The organism is Mordavella massiliensis, assembly GCF_016901695.1.
Lineage (GTDB): Bacteria > Bacillota > Clostridia > Lachnospirales > Lachnospiraceae > Claveliimonas > Claveliimonas massiliensis_A.
The window spans coordinates 1-16,012 of the sequence record NZ_JACJKS010000028.1 but is presented as its reverse complement, the minus strand read 5'-3'; the positions used below and the strand labels follow the sequence as shown (position 1 = coordinate 16,012).

Annotated in this window: 13 protein-coding genes and 2 pseudogenes; 7 read left to right on the top strand and 8 right to left on the bottom strand. The window is 44.8% G+C overall.

Going from position 1 to position 16,012, the window contains the following annotated elements:
* Positions 1–108: 108 nt before the first annotated feature.
* The 8 genes and pseudogenes from H6A20_RS12460 to H6A20_RS12425 all read right to left on the bottom strand — a co-directional run.
* Positions 109–573, bottom strand: a pseudogene (locus H6A20_RS12460) (hypothetical protein); the annotation flags it as partial.
* A gap of 64 nt (positions 574–637) precedes the next feature.
* Entirely contained in the window at positions 638–829 is a 192-nt protein-coding gene (locus tag H6A20_RS12455; protein WP_087219948.1) for a hypothetical protein, read from the bottom strand.
* An 18-nt stretch (positions 830–847) separates the two neighbouring features.
* Positions 848–1,420 (bottom strand): DUF2815 family protein, encoded by a 573-nt coding sequence (locus H6A20_RS12450; RefSeq protein ID WP_204907434.1) that lies wholly within the window; start codon positions 1,418–1,420, stop codon positions 848–850.
* Positions 1,413–2,552 carry a DUF2800 domain-containing protein gene (locus H6A20_RS12445; protein WP_204907433.1) on the bottom strand — a complete coding sequence of 380 codons (1,140 nt, stop codon included), beginning with the start codon at positions 2,550–2,552 and terminating at the stop codon, positions 1,413–1,415. The genes H6A20_RS12450 and H6A20_RS12445 overlap by 8 nt, the downstream gene beginning before the upstream one ends.
* Positions 2,542–2,874 carry a DNA ligase gene (locus tag H6A20_RS12440; protein WP_204907432.1) on the bottom strand — a complete coding sequence of 111 codons (333 nt, stop codon included), beginning with the start codon at positions 2,872–2,874 and terminating at the stop codon, positions 2,542–2,544. The genes H6A20_RS12445 and H6A20_RS12440 overlap by 11 nt, the downstream gene beginning before the upstream one ends.
* Before the next feature lie 286 nt (positions 2,875–3,160).
* Positions 3,161–3,685, bottom strand: a complete 525-nt coding sequence (locus H6A20_RS12435; protein WP_204907431.1) for a sigma-70 family RNA polymerase sigma factor — start codon at positions 3,683–3,685, stop codon at positions 3,161–3,163.
* A gap of 466 nt (positions 3,686–4,151) precedes the next feature.
* Entirely contained in the window at positions 4,152–4,901 is a 750-nt protein-coding gene (locus H6A20_RS12430) for an ImmA/IrrE family metallo-endopeptidase (protein WP_204907430.1), read from the bottom strand.
* A gap of 1 nt (position 4,902) precedes the next feature.
* The gene (locus H6A20_RS12425) at positions 4,903–5,286 is read right to left on the bottom strand and encodes a helix-turn-helix domain-containing protein (protein ID WP_204907429.1); all 384 of its coding nucleotides are present in this window, start codon (positions 5,284–5,286) and stop codon (positions 4,903–4,905) included.
* Positions 5,287–5,639: 353 nt separating this feature from the next.
* On the opposite strand from H6A20_RS12425, the gene H6A20_RS12420 reads away from it, so the two are divergent.
* The 7 genes and pseudogenes from H6A20_RS12420 (at position 5,640) to H6A20_RS12390 (ending at position 15,926) form a co-directional block, all read left to right on the top strand.
* The gene (locus H6A20_RS12420) at positions 5,640–5,861 is read left to right on the top strand and encodes a helix-turn-helix domain-containing protein (RefSeq protein WP_106612764.1); all 222 of its coding nucleotides are present in this window, start codon (positions 5,640–5,642) and stop codon (positions 5,859–5,861) included.
* A complete protein-coding gene (locus H6A20_RS12415) occupies positions 5,862–7,976 on the top strand; it encodes a type I restriction-modification system subunit M (RefSeq protein ID WP_204907428.1) in 2,115 nt (704 codons plus the stop codon). It begins immediately after the preceding gene.
* On the top strand, positions 7,969–9,324 hold the full coding sequence (locus H6A20_RS12410) for a restriction endonuclease subunit S (RefSeq protein ID WP_243426223.1): 1,356 nt from the start codon (positions 7,969–7,971) through the stop codon (positions 9,322–9,324). Before H6A20_RS12415 ends, H6A20_RS12410 begins: the two co-directional genes overlap by 8 nt.
* 19 nt (positions 9,325–9,343) lie before the next feature.
* Positions 9,344–12,418 carry a type I restriction endonuclease subunit R gene (locus H6A20_RS12405; protein WP_204907427.1) on the top strand — a complete coding sequence of 1,025 codons (3,075 nt, stop codon included), beginning with the start codon at positions 9,344–9,346 and terminating at the stop codon, positions 12,416–12,418.
* A 6-nt stretch (positions 12,419–12,424) separates the two neighbouring features.
* Complete coding sequence (locus tag H6A20_RS12400; protein WP_204907426.1) at positions 12,425–14,953, top strand: DUF4268 domain-containing protein; 2,529 nt, start codon at positions 12,425–12,427, stop codon at positions 14,951–14,953.
* Positions 14,954–14,970: 17 nt separating this feature from the next.
* Positions 14,971–15,039, top strand: a pseudogene (locus H6A20_RS14025) (SEC-C metal-binding domain-containing protein); the annotation flags it as partial.
* Positions 15,040–15,638: 599 nt separating this feature from the next.
* The gene (locus tag H6A20_RS12390; RefSeq protein ID WP_204907425.1) at positions 15,639–15,926 is read left to right on the top strand and encodes a PDDEXK family nuclease; all 288 of its coding nucleotides are present in this window, start codon (positions 15,639–15,641) and stop codon (positions 15,924–15,926) included.
* Positions 15,927–16,012: the final 86 nt, after the last annotated feature.

Below are 16,012 nucleotides of genomic sequence, written 5' to 3'. Positions count from 1 at the left end.
ATAATACAAGCAAGGGCAGAACCTCAAAAAAACAGCTCTGCCCAAGAGTAACTAATGACATATCTTATATCAGTTTTTTGAATTTACACAAAACTTGAAACGGTCTCAAAAGTATTTGATCAGATTTTTCCCTTCTGTGAGCTTCTGTTTTTCAAGACCGAGGACGGTACCGACGCCTTCCAGCGAAAGCGGCAGTCCCATTGTGGCCGCCCAGATCATAGAACAGCGCCAGCTTTCCGGATTTAAGAAGCGGGAGCAATCGGCAGAGAGAGGATGGTTATCGTGGAAGGGATCAAGGAGCACTCCAAGATCGCGTAGATACCGAGACAAGCACACCCGTTCAAAATTTGCGTTGAAAGCCCATTTGATGACAGTATTATCCGTCAGGCCCTCTATGATTTCCTGCGGCAGACGTTCTCCCTGTGCAAGGTCAATGACCGTCACATCGGAGCCATCGGCGCTGTAGCCGAACAGGAGTACTTCAAAATCCGGCGACTCGGCATATTTATAAACGCCGCATTTGGATAGGTTCACGTCACTATAGGTTTCAATATCAATACTGAGTGTTTGCATAGATTTTCACCTCAATTCAAACAAGCGGCTTAAGATCACTCCTAAGCCGCCTGCCGGTACTAGATTATTTCAGGGCTTCCATACGTTTGATATGGTATTCGTCGTCCTGCGCGGCTTTTTTCTCTTCGCGTTTCTCACGCTTGAAGTCGTTGATCACCGTCTGGATGGCGACCACTGCCCAAGACAGAACTACGATGCAGAAGCACCCGATCAGGATGTTGCAGAGAAGGGATGAAATCATGACTGTGCTTTCCATAGTTTTGTGCTCCTTTCCTTAGTTAAGAAAATCTTCGTCGTCATCAGTGGCAAAGTCGGACTCAGCGCTTGCCTTGCCGCCGAGAGGCTCACCGTCACGGATCTTCTGCAGATTGTTGAGCCCGCAGGCGATTCCCTTATTGCCGGAAGAGTTGAAAGCATAAAACGTGATGCTGGCTCTGCCGTACACGCCGCTGTACACTTCGGAGCGGGTGAGAATCGGATTCAGGTCTGCGTCCACGATACCGGGAGCAGAGGTTGCATTGGCGTTGACGAAGTAGGCGTTCTTGTAGGCCTCGTCGTCCGGACGCTCTGCATCGCCGTCACGCAGAGGAGTCTTCAAAACAGAGAGCGCCGGTACGGACTTGCCGTTGCCCTTGAGCTTGGCCTCGCCCTCCTTGTAGGCAGCCTCGATAGCAGCCTGAATCTTGGCGATGGTCTTGGTGTCGGACTTCGGGATGATGAGACTCACGCTGTACTTGGGAGTGCCGCCGTTGATGGATTTCGGCTCCAAGACGTTCGCGTAGCTCCAGCGGGTGCTGGCACCGGTGATAACCTTCATGGGATTGCTGATTTTTACATTCTTACTCATTGTCGTTTTCCTCCATAAAATCATTTTTTGCTGTATTCATGGCCGGGCGCTTGTCGCTATCCGGCACAAGTGTGGGTTTGCCCTGCGGCTTTTCAATGTAAGCCGTTAGGAGTTCATCAAAGCGGGACTTGCCGAGGAGCTTCTGCATGGCGGTGATGCCGAGCAGCTTTTTCTCATACGGGTCAAAGCCTGCTTTCTCGACCGCATCAATGACGGCGGCCTCGTTGCTGTATCTGCGGTTGCTGCGTCCTTCGACGAGCTTAAAGCCAGTCCATTCCTTACCGGAGAGAGCTTGCTGCAGGGCGTATTCCTTGATATCGGAAGCCCAGCTAACCAGCTCATCTACCTTGCCGAGGATAACCTCGATCTCGGTATCCGTAAGCAGTGGCGGGAGTTTAAAATCATGCTGCGCGAGCTTAAGATTTGCCTCGGCTCTGGCGCGGCACTCATTCTTAGCCTTGCAGAAGCCGCACCATTCACCGCACAGGAAGTTCCCGTCACCGGCAAAAGCCAAATCTGCGGTGGGCTTTAAGACTTCATCTGCCCAGCGGTACAGGTCGTCCTTGCTGAGTTCGTAAGTGCTGACGTTCTGACGTCTCGGCTGGTAGATGGTCATGGAAACCTGAGCGATGTCGTAAATGTCATCGAAAAGCTCCAGAGCACCGAGGGCGTAACATTGCATCTGTGGATTTTCCTCTGCGGAGACCAAGACGCCTAAGCCGTGCTTGTAGTCGATCACCCGAAGCGTGCCGTCCGCGATGATGATGCAGTCGGCGGTACCGAAGCCATGTTCTACCCAGCGGGAGAAGTCCACACGCTGCTCGATAAGAACTATCGGATCGGTACAATTTTCCTTGGCGGCTTCGACCTGCTCCAGCACGTATTCGGCATAGCCGCTGGTGCAGTCATCCATCTCCTCGGAATACCATGTGAGGCTTTCAGTCGGATCTTCTGATGGAAGTCCCAGCGCGGATTTCAGCTTGTACTCACCGAGCGCATGAGCGTCGGTGCCTTCTGCAGCGTAGTCGCTTCCTTTGTCCTCATAGGTTTCGCAGAGCCTCGCTGACGGCGGGCAATGCAGCCACCTGTCGGAGCTGGATGCGGATAGGATCGCGTGTGCTTTAGCTGTCATTGCCGATCACCTCCGCGTCCTGAAGCAGGGTTTCATAGTTTGCTGGATCGATCTCCGAGAGCTTTGCGGCACCGCACTTTTTAAGCAGGGCTCGTATCTCTGCAGTATGACCGGCACGTGACTTCTCAGCAAGGACAGCTCTTATGTCCTCCAGCTTGAGTTGTGGTTTTGTTTCCGTCTTAACTGGTGCCTTCGCGGGTTCCAGTGTAGAATTGTCGTCGCTGGAAAACTGCTGGTAGAGCCAGTCGGCTACGGCATTAATAGAAGTAGCAGCGTTTCTGAGGTCTTCGATGGTCTCGTGCATTTCTGTCATCTTTGACATTTTCTTTTCCTCCTTCCTCGGATTGGCTTGCGGCAAGGAGTGAGAGATTCCTTGCCAGTCTGGCGGATACGTAGCTGACGGAATTTAAAAGATTGATCTCCTCGTTTACGTTGCCGCCGGTGTCTGCGTAACTGCGGTACATCATGTGTTCACCTCGCTTTCTGAAGGCTGTGTTCTCTTGCCTTCACCTTCCACTGGAGATGAACTGCCGATTTGAGCGGAGGATTTTATAAAAAGTTTTCCAGCCACCATCCGAAAAGGGACAATGGCCGGAAAGGGTATGTATTTATTTGTTCTTTTCCTTATGAAGCTCTGTGTAATAGCGCTTCATTTGGTCAGCAAACGTTCGCTGTGGACGGCCGAGTGCTTCTGCGATCTTACGATCAGAAATTTTCGGATTGTTGAGTCGCATCTGGATGATACGGTCTGCGTCAGGATCAAGCTCACGGAACCGGGCAATGAGGCGCTTGAGCAGGTCGCGGTCAGCAATAATATTCTCTATAGAAGGGTTACTGTCCGGGATGTAATCGCCGAGGGTACCATTGCCGTCCGGAAGTGGCTCGTCCAGAGAAACGGTATCGGGTGCATGGTACTCACACAGATCGCACTGTCCATCACATTTCCAGAGATAGCGTTTAGTACACATGCAGCGTCCGTGATATTGTTCACATTTCTGGGTAGCCCAGATGTCTGGATAGAAGAATCGATATTGCTCCTCTGTAATAGGTACAAGGGTGACCTTGGAAGGGGTCTCCGAGTCACGAAGTGGATAGAAACGTTTGTTTTCATTGCTTTTCTTAGAGTTTTTCATTTTCGGTTCCTTTCTGAGCGAAAGGAGCCGAGAGAACGCAAAGCCGAAGTCTTAAGAAACACAAATGACCGGATAACTCTGAAACACTGTGTTTCAAAGTCATCCGGCCATTTGGTAGTTCATCTCGACTCCGTTGCTCGGTATGCTTTGCGTATTAAATTTTCGATTTTGTTGTTATATACCTGCCTGCATAGTGTAATTAGCAATGCGGTTGTTGGACGATTCCTTTACTGCTGACTCATCGCAAAGAATTTTTACGATATGATTGCAGTTAGGGCACTTGAGTTCGATGTACATCTTTTCATTCGGAATATCTGATACATCGCAGGCTCTTTTCCCACAAACAGGACATTTGAGTGGCTTGTTCATGCTTTCCTCCTTTCTTGTAGCAAATAAGCGTGTTCGCTGATTTATTACACTGATAGTAAAAAATAGGGGAATGTACCTGTGAGAGCACATTCCCGTGCTAACAGAAATATTCGTCGAGAGATAGTTCCTCTCTGGATACCAATTTTAATTCTTGAAGACGGTATTTCATGGGTGTATAGTTGACGCTAAATTTTTCGGCCAGTTCTGAAATTGCCTGATCAACTTCATATGTTCTTTGAAGGGGCGTAGTCGGTGATGAACGTAAGCCCATTGTCTTCAGAAATTCAGCTGTAGCTGCCTCTCGTGGCATTAAGAATGCCGCAGCGCAGTAGTTGGCTTGGTATTCAATGACCTCAATAGCAGACATATTTGACCTGTCTCCAGTTTCTGCGCGGAAAGCCTTCTTCTGACAGAAATGCTGGTAATTCGCCGACCGATTCATAAAACAACGTGGATGGAGCTTCTGATGGAAGCATTCGTGAATGCAGCTAAAGTTCTCTATTCCGCGATTGTCGCCCTCATTAATACTCCGATCAATGATAATAGTTCCTTTTTCGACAGGAGTCTTTTTAGGAAACATCCCATTATATACGATGCTATCAGGTGGAGTCTCGTCGGCTTCACTGATGGGAATCCAAGCGTAGTAGTAGCCGTTGTTGTAGGCTGTCATTCCAAGGATCGACTGATCTGGTGACAAATAGAACCAGTCAGGTGTGCAGTGTATGAAATCCACTACGTCATATACATCGATCTTCTTAGGTCGGATAAGGCGTTCTTTGTCAAAAGACTCGTTCAGGCTGTCAGCCTCATATTCGAGCTGGGTTTTGCTGTAGTCATAGTACCGCAAATTACGAGTTACCTCCATTTTTCTCCTGATTTTCCAGCATGTCGATGATTTTCTGCCAATCATCCTCACCGGCATTAATGTCACGCGCTTTGCGAAGAGCGGTGCGGAGATTGCCGACACCCATCACATAGTCAGACAGATCAGGAGATACGCCGTTGTCCCTTGAGAGGGCAGCGTAATCAAAGAGTGTGTTTGTATCGTCCTCGTTGAGCCCCAGCACCTCAGCGATTTTATAGATCTTCTCCTTGTCTGGCGGATACCTCCTTCCTTTTTCGATGTCACTCATGTACGCGGGCACTATCCCCAGTTCCTCGGCGAGCTTTCGCAGGCTGATTTCTTTCTCCTGCCTTTTGGCTTTTACAAATTCTCCGAATTTGTTTTCCATGATGATCCTCCTTTCGTAGTATTTAAGCGTGTTCGCTTAAATACTACACTCATTATACACAGATGGTTCGTCGAAGTCAAGGACTCAAATGTAAATTTTTTTCGACCAGTGGCACATGATCTTCGCAAAAGCAGGCGAGGAAATCTACAGTAGCGCAGTGAACATGGCCTATTTCCCAGATCTACTTGTCTGACAGCCTAAGAAGCCGGAGTATTTTAATTGCGGTAGAAATGATAAAAAATGCGTAAATGCAAATTAAAAATCTGAAATTTTGTTGAAATTTCTCTCCTGATGTGCTATAATTTATAAGGCGTCTTTTGCCGATAGGACTCTAATGGATAGGAGGAGAACACATGGCAGTCAGCTATAAGAAATTATGGAAATTACTAATTGATAAAAATATGAAGAAAAAGGACTTAAGAGCTGCCAGCGGAATCAGCACGACAACACTTGCGAAACTTGGCAAGGATGAAAACGTCAGTACCGAAATTCTGTCGAAGATTTGTGCTGCCCTGAACTGTGATGTCGGAGACATCATGGAAATGGTGCCTGATGATTCGAAGGATGTGGAATAAATGGATGGCAAAGACAATAAACAGACAAGGAGCTTTTTAAATATGAATCAGTCAACTTATAACGCATTGAAATCCTTTATCTGGGGAATTGCTAACGATTGCCTTGTAGATGTATATGATGTGGGCGACTACAGGAAGGTCATTCTTCCGATGCTGGTCATCCGCCGTTTTGATGCGGTCTTGGAGCCGAAGCACGAAGAAGTAGTGGCGGCGAAGAAGAGATTCGAGGAGGACGGAGTCACTGTCGATATTGATCCCGCGCTCTGCGGCATAGCTGGGCAGGCCTTTGTGAACAAGTCTGACTTCACGCTACGTGACTTGAGGTCCAGAACGAATCAACAACAGCTCCGAAAGGACTTCATCGACTATCTAGATGGATTTTCTAAGAATGTACAGGAAATCATCAACAAGTTTCATTTCAGGGATCAGATTCCGCGCCTTTCCGAGCAGGATAGGCTTGGATTGCTTATTGAGAAATTTGTCGATCCGAGCATAAACCTAAGTAACAAGCCTGTCCTAAATGAAGATGGCTCCGAAAAGTTGGAGGCACTTGATAATCATACAATGGGTACTCTATTTGAAGAGGTTATCCGTATGTTCAATGAGCAGACAAATGTGACAGACGCCGGACGCCACTTTACACCGCGTGACATTATCGAGCTCATGGCCGACCTTGCCTTCATCCCGATTCAGGATAAGATTCAGAGTACCACATACAGAATTTATGACGGAGCGTGTGGCACGGGAGGCATGCTTACTGTTGGTGAGTCCTGCATTCAGAATCTTGCAGAGCGCCGTGGTAAGAAGGTCTCTATCAACCTGTTTGGTCAGGAAAACTTTGACGAAACATATGCCATCGCCTGTGCAGATATGCTGCTTAAGGGCGAGGGCACACAGGTCAATAATATCTTCTTTGGCTCCACTATATCTAACGATGGATTCCCGAAGGATGAGTTTGATTTCATGCTTTCAAATCCGCCATTCGGTACTTCGTGGAAGGCAGAACTGAAGGCGTGGGGAGATATTAAGAAAGACGAGATTACCGATCCGCGTTTTATTATTGACTATGATGGTAACCCGGAATATTCTCTAATTCCGGACATTGGTGATCCGCAGATGTTATTTCTTGCAAATAACATAAGCAAAATGAAACGAAATACTGATCTTGGTAGCAGGATAATTGAAGTTCATAACAGTTCGTCAATCTCAAATGGATCTGCAGGAAGCGGCTCAAGCAATTTGAGACGGTATATTATCGAGAACGATATGCTTGAGGCAATTGTCGCACTTCCTGAAAATATGTTTTATAACACAGGAATATCTACATTCCTTTGGGTAGTTACTAATCACAAGGAAGAACGAAGGAAGGGGTATATCCAGCTTATCGATGCATCTTCCCTAAAGAAACCGCTGAGGAAGAATGTGGGAGAAAAGAACAGCGAGATTTCTCCAGAAATAAGAAGACAAATAATTAATCTTTATCTTGATTATAAAGATGCCGATTCCAATTTTAGTAAAATCTTTAGCAATAAAGAATTTGGATACTATTCGGTCGACATTCAGCGGCCATTAAGACTTCGTGTGAATTTGGATTCCGAGCGCATAACGGCGTTAAAAGAAAACTCGAAAGATAAAGAACTGATGAACCTCATTGCGATTTATCTTGAGAAAGGTCATGCTGATAAATGTTTGGATTTTAATTTGTTCATGCAAGACATTGAGAGACTTGCTAAAGCGAAAAACGTGAAACTTACAGTTAAACGCAAGAAGGCTATCAGAGATTTCTTGACTGAGATTAACGAAAACGCTGAACCTGTTCTTGATTCAAAGGGGAAGCCAGAACCTGATAAAAATTTGAAAGATACAGAACAAATACCACTACTGTACGAAGGTGGGGTTGAGTGCTATTGGGAAAATGAAATTAAGCCGTATGTTCCCGACTCCTGGATTGATAAAAAAACAATTAGTATAGGGTATGAGCTGAGCTTTACAAAGTATTTTTACAAACCATTAGAATTGAGGACGCCAGAAGAAATCGTTTCCGACATTCAAAAAGTGGAATCCAATACGGATGGCTTGTTAGCGTCAATTATTGGAGGTGTAAAGAATGCTTGAGTATGCAGAATATGCACCAACAGGAATTGTGTGGGAAAAGAGCATGCCTGCACATTGGAAAAGTGATAAAGCTAAACGCTTCTTCATGAGTCCCAAGGTTATTAATAAGGGAAATGTTGAGAAGAACGTGATGTCACTCACCTTAAGAGGAGTAATTAGAAATGATATTGATAATCCGATTGGCTTGGCACCAGCAGATTATTCCACTTATCAGATTTTTGAAGCTAATGAGTTAGTCTTTAAACTGATAGATCTTGAAAACATCTCAACCAGTAGAGTGGGGATTGTAAATGAACGAGGAATAATGAGTTCGGCCTATATTCGTTTGAAACCAATAGGTGATATTAATATAAGATATTTTTACTATCAGTATTTTGATTGGTACAAGAGAAATATTTTCAATGGGCTTGGTGCTGGTGTCCGACAAACTCTATCAGCATCTGACTTGCTTGATCTAAATATTGTTTGTCCACCAAGGACAGAGCAAGATAAGATTGTTGAATTCCTTGACTGGAAAGTGGCTCAGTTCACTAAATTTGTGCGAGAGAAAAAAGCGGAAATTAAATTGCTACAGGAATACAAAACTACGCTTATAAACTCTTATATCACGAGAGGATTGGATCAGAGTATAGATGTTATGGACAGCGGTGTTGATTGGATTGGTAAAATCCCTTCTTCATGGAATGTTGATACCATCAAGCAGCACTTTGCTATAAAAAAGAGGATTGCAGGTGAAGAGGGATACGATGTTTTATCCATAACTCAGCAAGGACTTAAGGTTAAGGACATAACAAAAAATGAGGGACAGATGGCAAATTCCTATGCTAACTATCAATTCGTATATCCCGGTGAATTTGCAATGAATCACATGGATTTGATAACTGGATTTGTTGATCTATCTGATAAGTTTGGTGTTACAAGCCCAGATTATCGAGTCTTTGCTTTAGTTGATGATAAGAATTGCTATGATCGCTATTATTTGCGTGTGTTTCAGACATGTTATAAAAGAAGAATATTTTATAAATTCGGGAAAGGCGCCGCACATCAAGGCAGATGGCGTCTTCCAAAGGATCGGTTTCTTCAGTTCCAAATACCCGTTCCGCCGTATGAGGATCAGGTCATAATAGCGAAAAAATGTGATGATATCGAACGGATAATAGATGAGGCAATTGCAGGAATAAAAACGGAAATTGGCTTGATTGAAGAATTAAGGATGCGCACAATTTCAGATGTTGTGACTGGCAAAATTGATGTACGTAATGTTGAAATACCGGAATATGAAAGAGGCCTTTCTAAAATTGAGTACAACAACTCAAATGAAGAGGCTTCAGAGGATGAAGAATTGTAGACGAGGAGGTCGATGAATAATGCCGAGCAACATTAAGGAAAATGGCTTCGAGACTCTCATCGTTAACTGGCTTGTTAACGAAAACAGTTATGAGCAAGGGACAAATGCTGACTATAATCAGGAGTATGCGATTGATGAGGAGCGCTTGTTTCGCTATTTGCAAAGCACACAGCCACAAGATTTAGCGGAGCTGCGTATACTCGATACACCGGCAGAAAAGAAGAAGTTTCTGGAGAGGCTTAGTCGGAAGCTGTCCGACCAAGGTGTTATTGAGATGCTCAGAAAAGGCTTTAAATATAAGAATAAGACACTGGAGCTCTATCAGGTATTGCCTAGCATGGGAAACCAGCGTGCGCAGGAGCTATATGCGGAGAACATTTTCAGTGTGACTCGCCAGCTGCAGTATTCCAAGGAATATGGCCGCCTCGCGCTTGACCTCTGCATTTTCCTGAATGGCCTTCCGATTATTACGATGGAGCTGAAGAACCAGTTCACTCTGCAGAATACTGCTGATGCGGTCAAGCAGTATAAAACGGACAGAGACCCTGCGGAGAAGCTGTTCAGCTTTAAGCGCTGCATTGTGCATTTCGCTGTTGATGATAACGAAATCATGATGTGTACCGAATTAAAGAAGGACGACTCATATTTCATGCCATTCAACAAAGGTTTCGAGGATGGCGCAGGTAATCCTCCAAATCCGAATGGGATCAAGACGGATTACCTTTGGAAAGATATACTGACGAAGAGGGAGTTCTCCAAGATTCTGGAAAACTATGTCCAGATTGTTGCGGATAAGGACGAAGATACCGGGAAGACCTCGTATAAGCAGATATTCCCAAGATACCATCAGCTGAAGGCTGTAACGATGCTTCTCGACCGCGCCAAGAAGGAAGGCGCCGGGCAGCGTTACCTTATTCAGCATAGCGCGGGCAGCGGCAAGTCGAATTCTATAGCTTGGCTCGCCCATCAGCTTGTCACGCTTCAAAACGGTGGCAAGAATATCTTTGATACTGTTATTGTAGTTACCGACCGTATCAATCTCGATAAACAGATCAAAAATACGATAAGACAATTCACGCAGGTGTCATCCACAGTAGGCTGGGCAAAGTCTGCGTCTGATTTACATACCCTCTTGGATGAGGGTAAAAAGATCATCATTACCATAGTTCACAAGTTCCAGTTCATCTTAAACGATATTTCTACAGCATATAAGAATCGCACCTTCGCGATCATTATCGACGAAGCGCATTCGAGCCAGAACGGCAGTCTCGCTGCAAAGATGAACATTGTTATTTCAGGCAATGTTTATACTGATGATGACGATTTTGAGGACAAAATCAATACAATCATCGAGGGAAAGAAAATGGCGCAGAACGCAAGCTATTTTGCGTTTACAGCCACACCGAAAAACAAGACCCTTGAAATGTTTGGGGAAATTATAACCGATGAAAACGGCAATCCGATCTTAAATGAGGACGGAACAAAGAAGGCTAAGCCGCACGATGTGTATACAATGAAGCAGGCAATCGAGGAAAAGTTTATCCTTGATGTCCTGAAATATTATACGCCATATCAGAGTTACTACCACTTGATTAAGACCGTCAGTGATGATCCGCTTTTCGACAAGAAGAAAGCAAATAAAATCTTGCGTTCTTATGTGGAAAGCGATCCTCATGCTATAGAGGAAAAGGCTGGTATCATTGTTGAGCATTTTTATAATAATGTCCGGATGAAGATTAAGGGTAAAGCTCGTGCAATGGTAGTCACCCATCAAATTCAAAGAGCGATTGAATACTACTTTGCTATCAAGAAAGAGCTCGAAGAACGCAAGAGCCAGTACAAGCCGATGATCGCTTTCTCAGGTGAAGTTCGCTATAATGGTGAAACATATACTGAGGCAAAGATCAATGGATTTCCAAGTGCCAAGATTGAGAAGGAATTCCGTAAAGATCCATATCGTATCCTGGTCGTAGCGGACAAATTCCAGACCGGATATGATGAGCCTCTTTTACAGACGATGTATGTGGATAAGAAGCTGTTTGACATTAAGGCAGTACAGACACTCTCGCGCTTGAATCGCTGTGCACCGTACAAGACAGATACCTTTGTTTTGGACTTTATCAACAATCCTGCAGATATTCAGAAATCCTTCGAGCGATACTATAAGACCACGGTTCTTTCCGGCGAGACGGATGCAAACAAACTAAATGATCTGATTGACAATATGGAGCCCTTGCAGGTTTATTCTGATGACGATGTTAACACGTTTGTTGAGCTCTACTTGAACAATGCAGATCGGGAACAGCTTGATCCAATCATCGACAGGTGCGTCGAGTTGTTTAAGGATTTGGAATATGACGACAAGGTAGAGTTCAAGAAGAGTGCAAAAGGATTTGTGCGTACTTATAATTTCCTGTCCTCTATATTACCATATGGTTCTCCGGACTGGGAGAAGCTGTCTATTTTCCTGACACTTCTCGTGCCAAAACTCCCGAAAGTGGGTGGCGAGAATGACGATTATAAGAAAATCATCGAAAGCGTCGATCTTGATAGTTATCGAGTTGTTGCTCAGCAGACTATGTCAATTTCGCTGGCCAATGAAGATGCAGAGGTGAAGCCTGTGCCGGTTCAGACGGATATAGGTATTCCAGTTCCTGAATTGGATACGCTTACTCATATCCTCGAATCGTTCCATGATGTGTGGGGAAACTGCGACTGGACGGATGAAGACAAAATCAAGAAACAAATTCAGGAAATCGCCGAAGAGGTCAAGAAGGACGAGCGTTACCAGAATGCAATGCAATTCTCGGATATTCAGAACGCTCGCGATGAGAGTGAACGAGCTACTTGGGAGGCAATCCTCCGTAATATGTCCAGCGGAATGGAACTTTATACTGCTTATCAGGGTGATGCTCGGAGTCGCCGAAATCAGTCCTTCAGGGATTGGCTACTGGATTTGATTTTCAATGCAACATATCAGAAGCCAACTACACCTAAGCCCGACGCGAAAAAAGTGTATTCATTTGATTATGAGCCTCCGGTTTCAATGGTGGCTGAAGATTCAACGCCATACGGAGCTAAGAAGGAGGACTAACAACATATGAAGGGTTCAGAATGCAAGTTCGTTAAATATATGGAGGGATCGGACAAGCGGTTTGTCATTCCGGTTTACCAGAGAAATTATGACTGGAAGACCGAGAATTGTAAACAGCTGTACGATGACCTTGTAAAAATCATCAAGGGACATCGGAAGAGTCACTTTTTCGGGAGCCTTGTTTCTGTCTATAATCCGGATGGACATAATGAGGAGTTTCTGATTATCGATGGGCAGCAGCGCCTTACGACGGTATCACTGCTGTTCCTTGCCATGTATAACCTGATTGATAAGGGTGTCATTGTGCCGGAGACCGCTAACTTGAAGCAGCGGATTTTTGAGGAATACCTCGTTGACAAGTGGAAACCGGAGGATACTCGTATCAAGCTCAAGCCGGTAAAAAATGACCAGACGGCCTTTGGGAAGCTGTTCGCTGATCCGACGGAGCATATCCGCGAGTCAAACCTGACTGTGAACTACGATTATTTCTATGACCGGATTCAGAAACAAGAAATCACTATCGACCAGCTTTACGATGCAATCTGCTGTCTGGAGATTATAAACATTCGGCTGGATATGGACGACAATCCGCAGCTCATTTTTGAAAGCCTGAACTCGACTGGTCTTGACCTCAGCGAAGGTGATAAGATCAGAAACTTCATTCTGATGGGCTTGCCTTCTAAGGAGCAGGAGGATTATTACGAGAAATACTGGAACAAGATCGAGGTCTGCACGAAGTATGATGTAAGTGCCTTCATCCGGGATTACCTGAGTGTGAAGCAGCAGGCCATTCCGCAGCAGAAGAAAATCTATATCAATTTTAAGGACTTTGTGGAGCTTGGGAAAATCGAAACGGAACCACTCCTTGCCGAAATGCTGGCCTATGCAAAGCGGTACCAGATTCTTCTTGATGGTAATTCCGGCAGTGTCGCCCTTGACGCTTGCATTGACCGATTGAATCGTTTGGAGACTACGGTAACAAGGCCGTACTTCCTCGAAGTGCTGCGCCTATATAACGAAAATAAACTGACGTTGGTACAGGTCACTGAGATTTTCCTGACGACAGAGAATTACCTGTTCCGCAGGACGATGTGTGACTTGCCGACAAATGCTCTGAACAAAATATTTCTCATGCTGCACCGTGAGATCATCCGATATGACGGTACTGAGGATAATTATGTTGAGAAGCTCAAGTATGCCCTTCTTTCCAAGAAGGAGCGTGCCCGCTTTCCAGATGATGTGGAATTTAAGACGGCATTTGAGGAACGTCCAGTTTATCTGATGAACAGCAAGAATAAGATTTACATTCTTGAGCGCTTTGAGAATTTTGGCACTTCGGAGGATAAGGATGTATACCGTCACTGTGACGACGGCACATATTCGATTGAGCACATTATGCCTCAGCATTTGACGCCGGTGTGGCAGAAAGAGCTGGGTGATGACTATGAACAAATACATGAGATTTGGCTGCATCGTATGGCAAATCTTACGCTGACGGCCTATAACTCGAAATACAGCAATAGTTCTTTCACTGAAAAGAAAACCATGCAGAACGGTTTCGATGACAGTGGTATCCGCATGAATACTTGGATTGCCAAGAAGGATAAGTGGACACTGGCGGAGCTGGAGGAGCGAAGCGAATATCTTATGGGCAGGGCTATGTCGATCTGGGCAGCACCTGTCACAGAATATAAACCGGAAGAAAAACAGCTCGATACCTATACGCTTGAGGATGAGGGCGAGCTGACTGGACGACTGATTGCGAAGTTTACCTTTAAGAACACCGAGCAGCCGGTAACGAGCTGGGTTGAGATGTTCCAGAAGGTTATTCAGATTCTATATGCCGAAGATAAGGCCATTATCACTAAACTGGCCATGTCTGAGGAAGAGAACATTGCTCTTCACTTCAATACCAATCAAGATGCGTTCACGAAGTCAGCTGAGATCGGTGATGGCATCTATGTATGGACAAACACAAGCACACAGAGCAAGCTGTCTGTTCTGAGTCGTCTCTTTAAACTGTACGATGAAGATCCGGCAGATTTGGTGTTTTATCTGCGTGATGAGAACGAGGCCAGCGAGGATGAACCGGGCAGTTGTTATGAACTCAGAAGAAAATATTGGACTTATGCGCTCCCGATTATCCAGAAGGCACACGGAGAGGACGGTTCTTTCTCCAATGTTAATCCGTCAAGGGATAATTGGATCAATGGATTCTTTGGTGTAAGTGGATTCCATCTTTGCTGCGTAGCAAATTTTGATGCAGCGCGGGCAGAGGTCGTATTTGGCAGAGGTAACAAGCAAGAGAACAAGGCCGCCTTCGATGGCCTGTATGCACATAAAGCAGAAATAGAATCAGCACTGGGCACGGCACTCCAGTGGAACCGTGGCGACGACATCAAATCGTCCAAGGTGTTTATTCAGCTGAATAACGTTAGCATCGAGAATGAGACCGATTGGCTCCAGATGGCTAATTTCCACGCTGATTGGACGAAGAAGTTCTACGATGTGATTGTGCCGTTTATAAAACAATAAAGAAGGGGTGCATGATGAAAATAGGAAGAAATGATCCGTGCCCTTGTGGAAGCGGAAAGAAATATAAGAATTGTTGTCTCCGAAAGGAAACAATGAGCATTCCTGACCGTATAAAACAAGCGGTTAAAGAGAGCGGATATAATGAGGATATCGGGAATGTGTTTGCAAATATGTATAGGTACATGGAGAGAAAGCAATGGTGGGGTGCCTGCCACGCTTCATGTGCTGCGTTATATGTTTGCCTGTCTGAGATCGGATACAAACCTAAGCTATGTATAGGTGAGGTGCTTGGTCAAGGATTGTATTTTGATCATTCGTGGATTAGCCTTGATGATAAAATGATTGATCTTGCGATAAGCATGACCTTGCTTGGAGGAGTACCGGCATCAGGAGTTATTATTTTGGGAAAAGATATCAAAACAGGGCTGCCTCCTATACTGGATTATGGTGTTCCGGGAAGAGGCATCGAAGATCAAGCGAAGTTCGTGATGGAGCTCCCGTTCAACCAGTATATGGATAGCTTTCCGGATGAAAAAGATGGTCTATGGGGTGTCGTGCGTGAAGTATTATGTGCTGATGTAAATATTCCGTCATTACGTGAAAAATACAAGGACACGAAGAGATTTCTTATAAGACATGAATGATGGTAATTATGTTGCATTTGAAGAAGGAGGTCTACTCGTCCGTGAGTAATGATATTAAAGCAATAGAAACAGAATATGATGGACATCGATTTCGCAGTCGACTTGAAGCTCGCTGGGCAGTCTTTTTCAATGCAGTTGGTCTAACTTATGAATATGAAATTGAAGGCTTTGAAATGGATGGAACCAGATATCTTCCGGACTTTTATATCCCCAGCTTGAATAGATGGTTTGAAATCAAGGGCAAGCCGTTAAGTCTAAACGAAATAAAAAAGTGCGAAGAATTCTGCCGCAGACTTGATAATGAGATGGTGTGGTATAAAAAAAGTTGACAGCTTATTCTCAAGGATTTCATAATAAAACCAAGAGAATAAGGAGGTATTCAAAGTGGCACGTAAATATGACCATGAATACAAAG

Coding starts and splice junctions, on each gene's coding strand:
- H6A20_RS12455 (WP_087219948.1), bottom strand. CDS start 829: ATGGAAAGCACAGTCATGATTTCATCCCTTCTCTGCAACATCCTGATC.
- H6A20_RS12450 (WP_204907434.1), bottom strand. CDS start 1,420: ATGAGTAAGAATGTAAAAATCAGCAATCCCATGAAGGTTATCACCGGT.
- H6A20_RS12445 (WP_204907433.1), bottom strand. CDS start 2,552: ATGACAGCTAAAGCACACGCGATCCTATCCGCATCCAGCTCCGACAGG.
- H6A20_RS12440 (WP_204907432.1), bottom strand. CDS start 2,874: ATGTCAAAGATGACAGAAATGCACGAGACCATCGAAGACCTCAGAAAC.
- H6A20_RS12435 (WP_204907431.1), bottom strand. CDS start 3,685: ATGAAAAACTCTAAGAAAAGCAATGAAAACAAACGTTTCTATCCACTT.
- H6A20_RS12425 (WP_204907429.1), bottom strand. CDS start 5,286: ATGGAAAACAAATTCGGAGAATTTGTAAAAGCCAAAAGGCAGGAGAAA.
- H6A20_RS12420 (WP_106612764.1), top strand. CDS start 5,640: ATGGCAGTCAGCTATAAGAAATTATGGAAATTACTAATTGATAAAAAT.
- H6A20_RS12415 (WP_204907428.1), top strand. CDS start 5,862: ATGGATGGCAAAGACAATAAACAGACAAGGAGCTTTTTAAATATGAAT.
- H6A20_RS12410 (WP_243426223.1), top strand. CDS start 7,969: ATGCTTGAGTATGCAGAATATGCACCAACAGGAATTGTGTGGGAAAAG.
- H6A20_RS12405 (WP_204907427.1), top strand. CDS start 9,344: ATGCCGAGCAACATTAAGGAAAATGGCTTCGAGACTCTCATCGTTAAC.
- H6A20_RS12400 (WP_204907426.1), top strand. CDS start 12,425: ATGAAGGGTTCAGAATGCAAGTTCGTTAAATATATGGAGGGATCGGAC.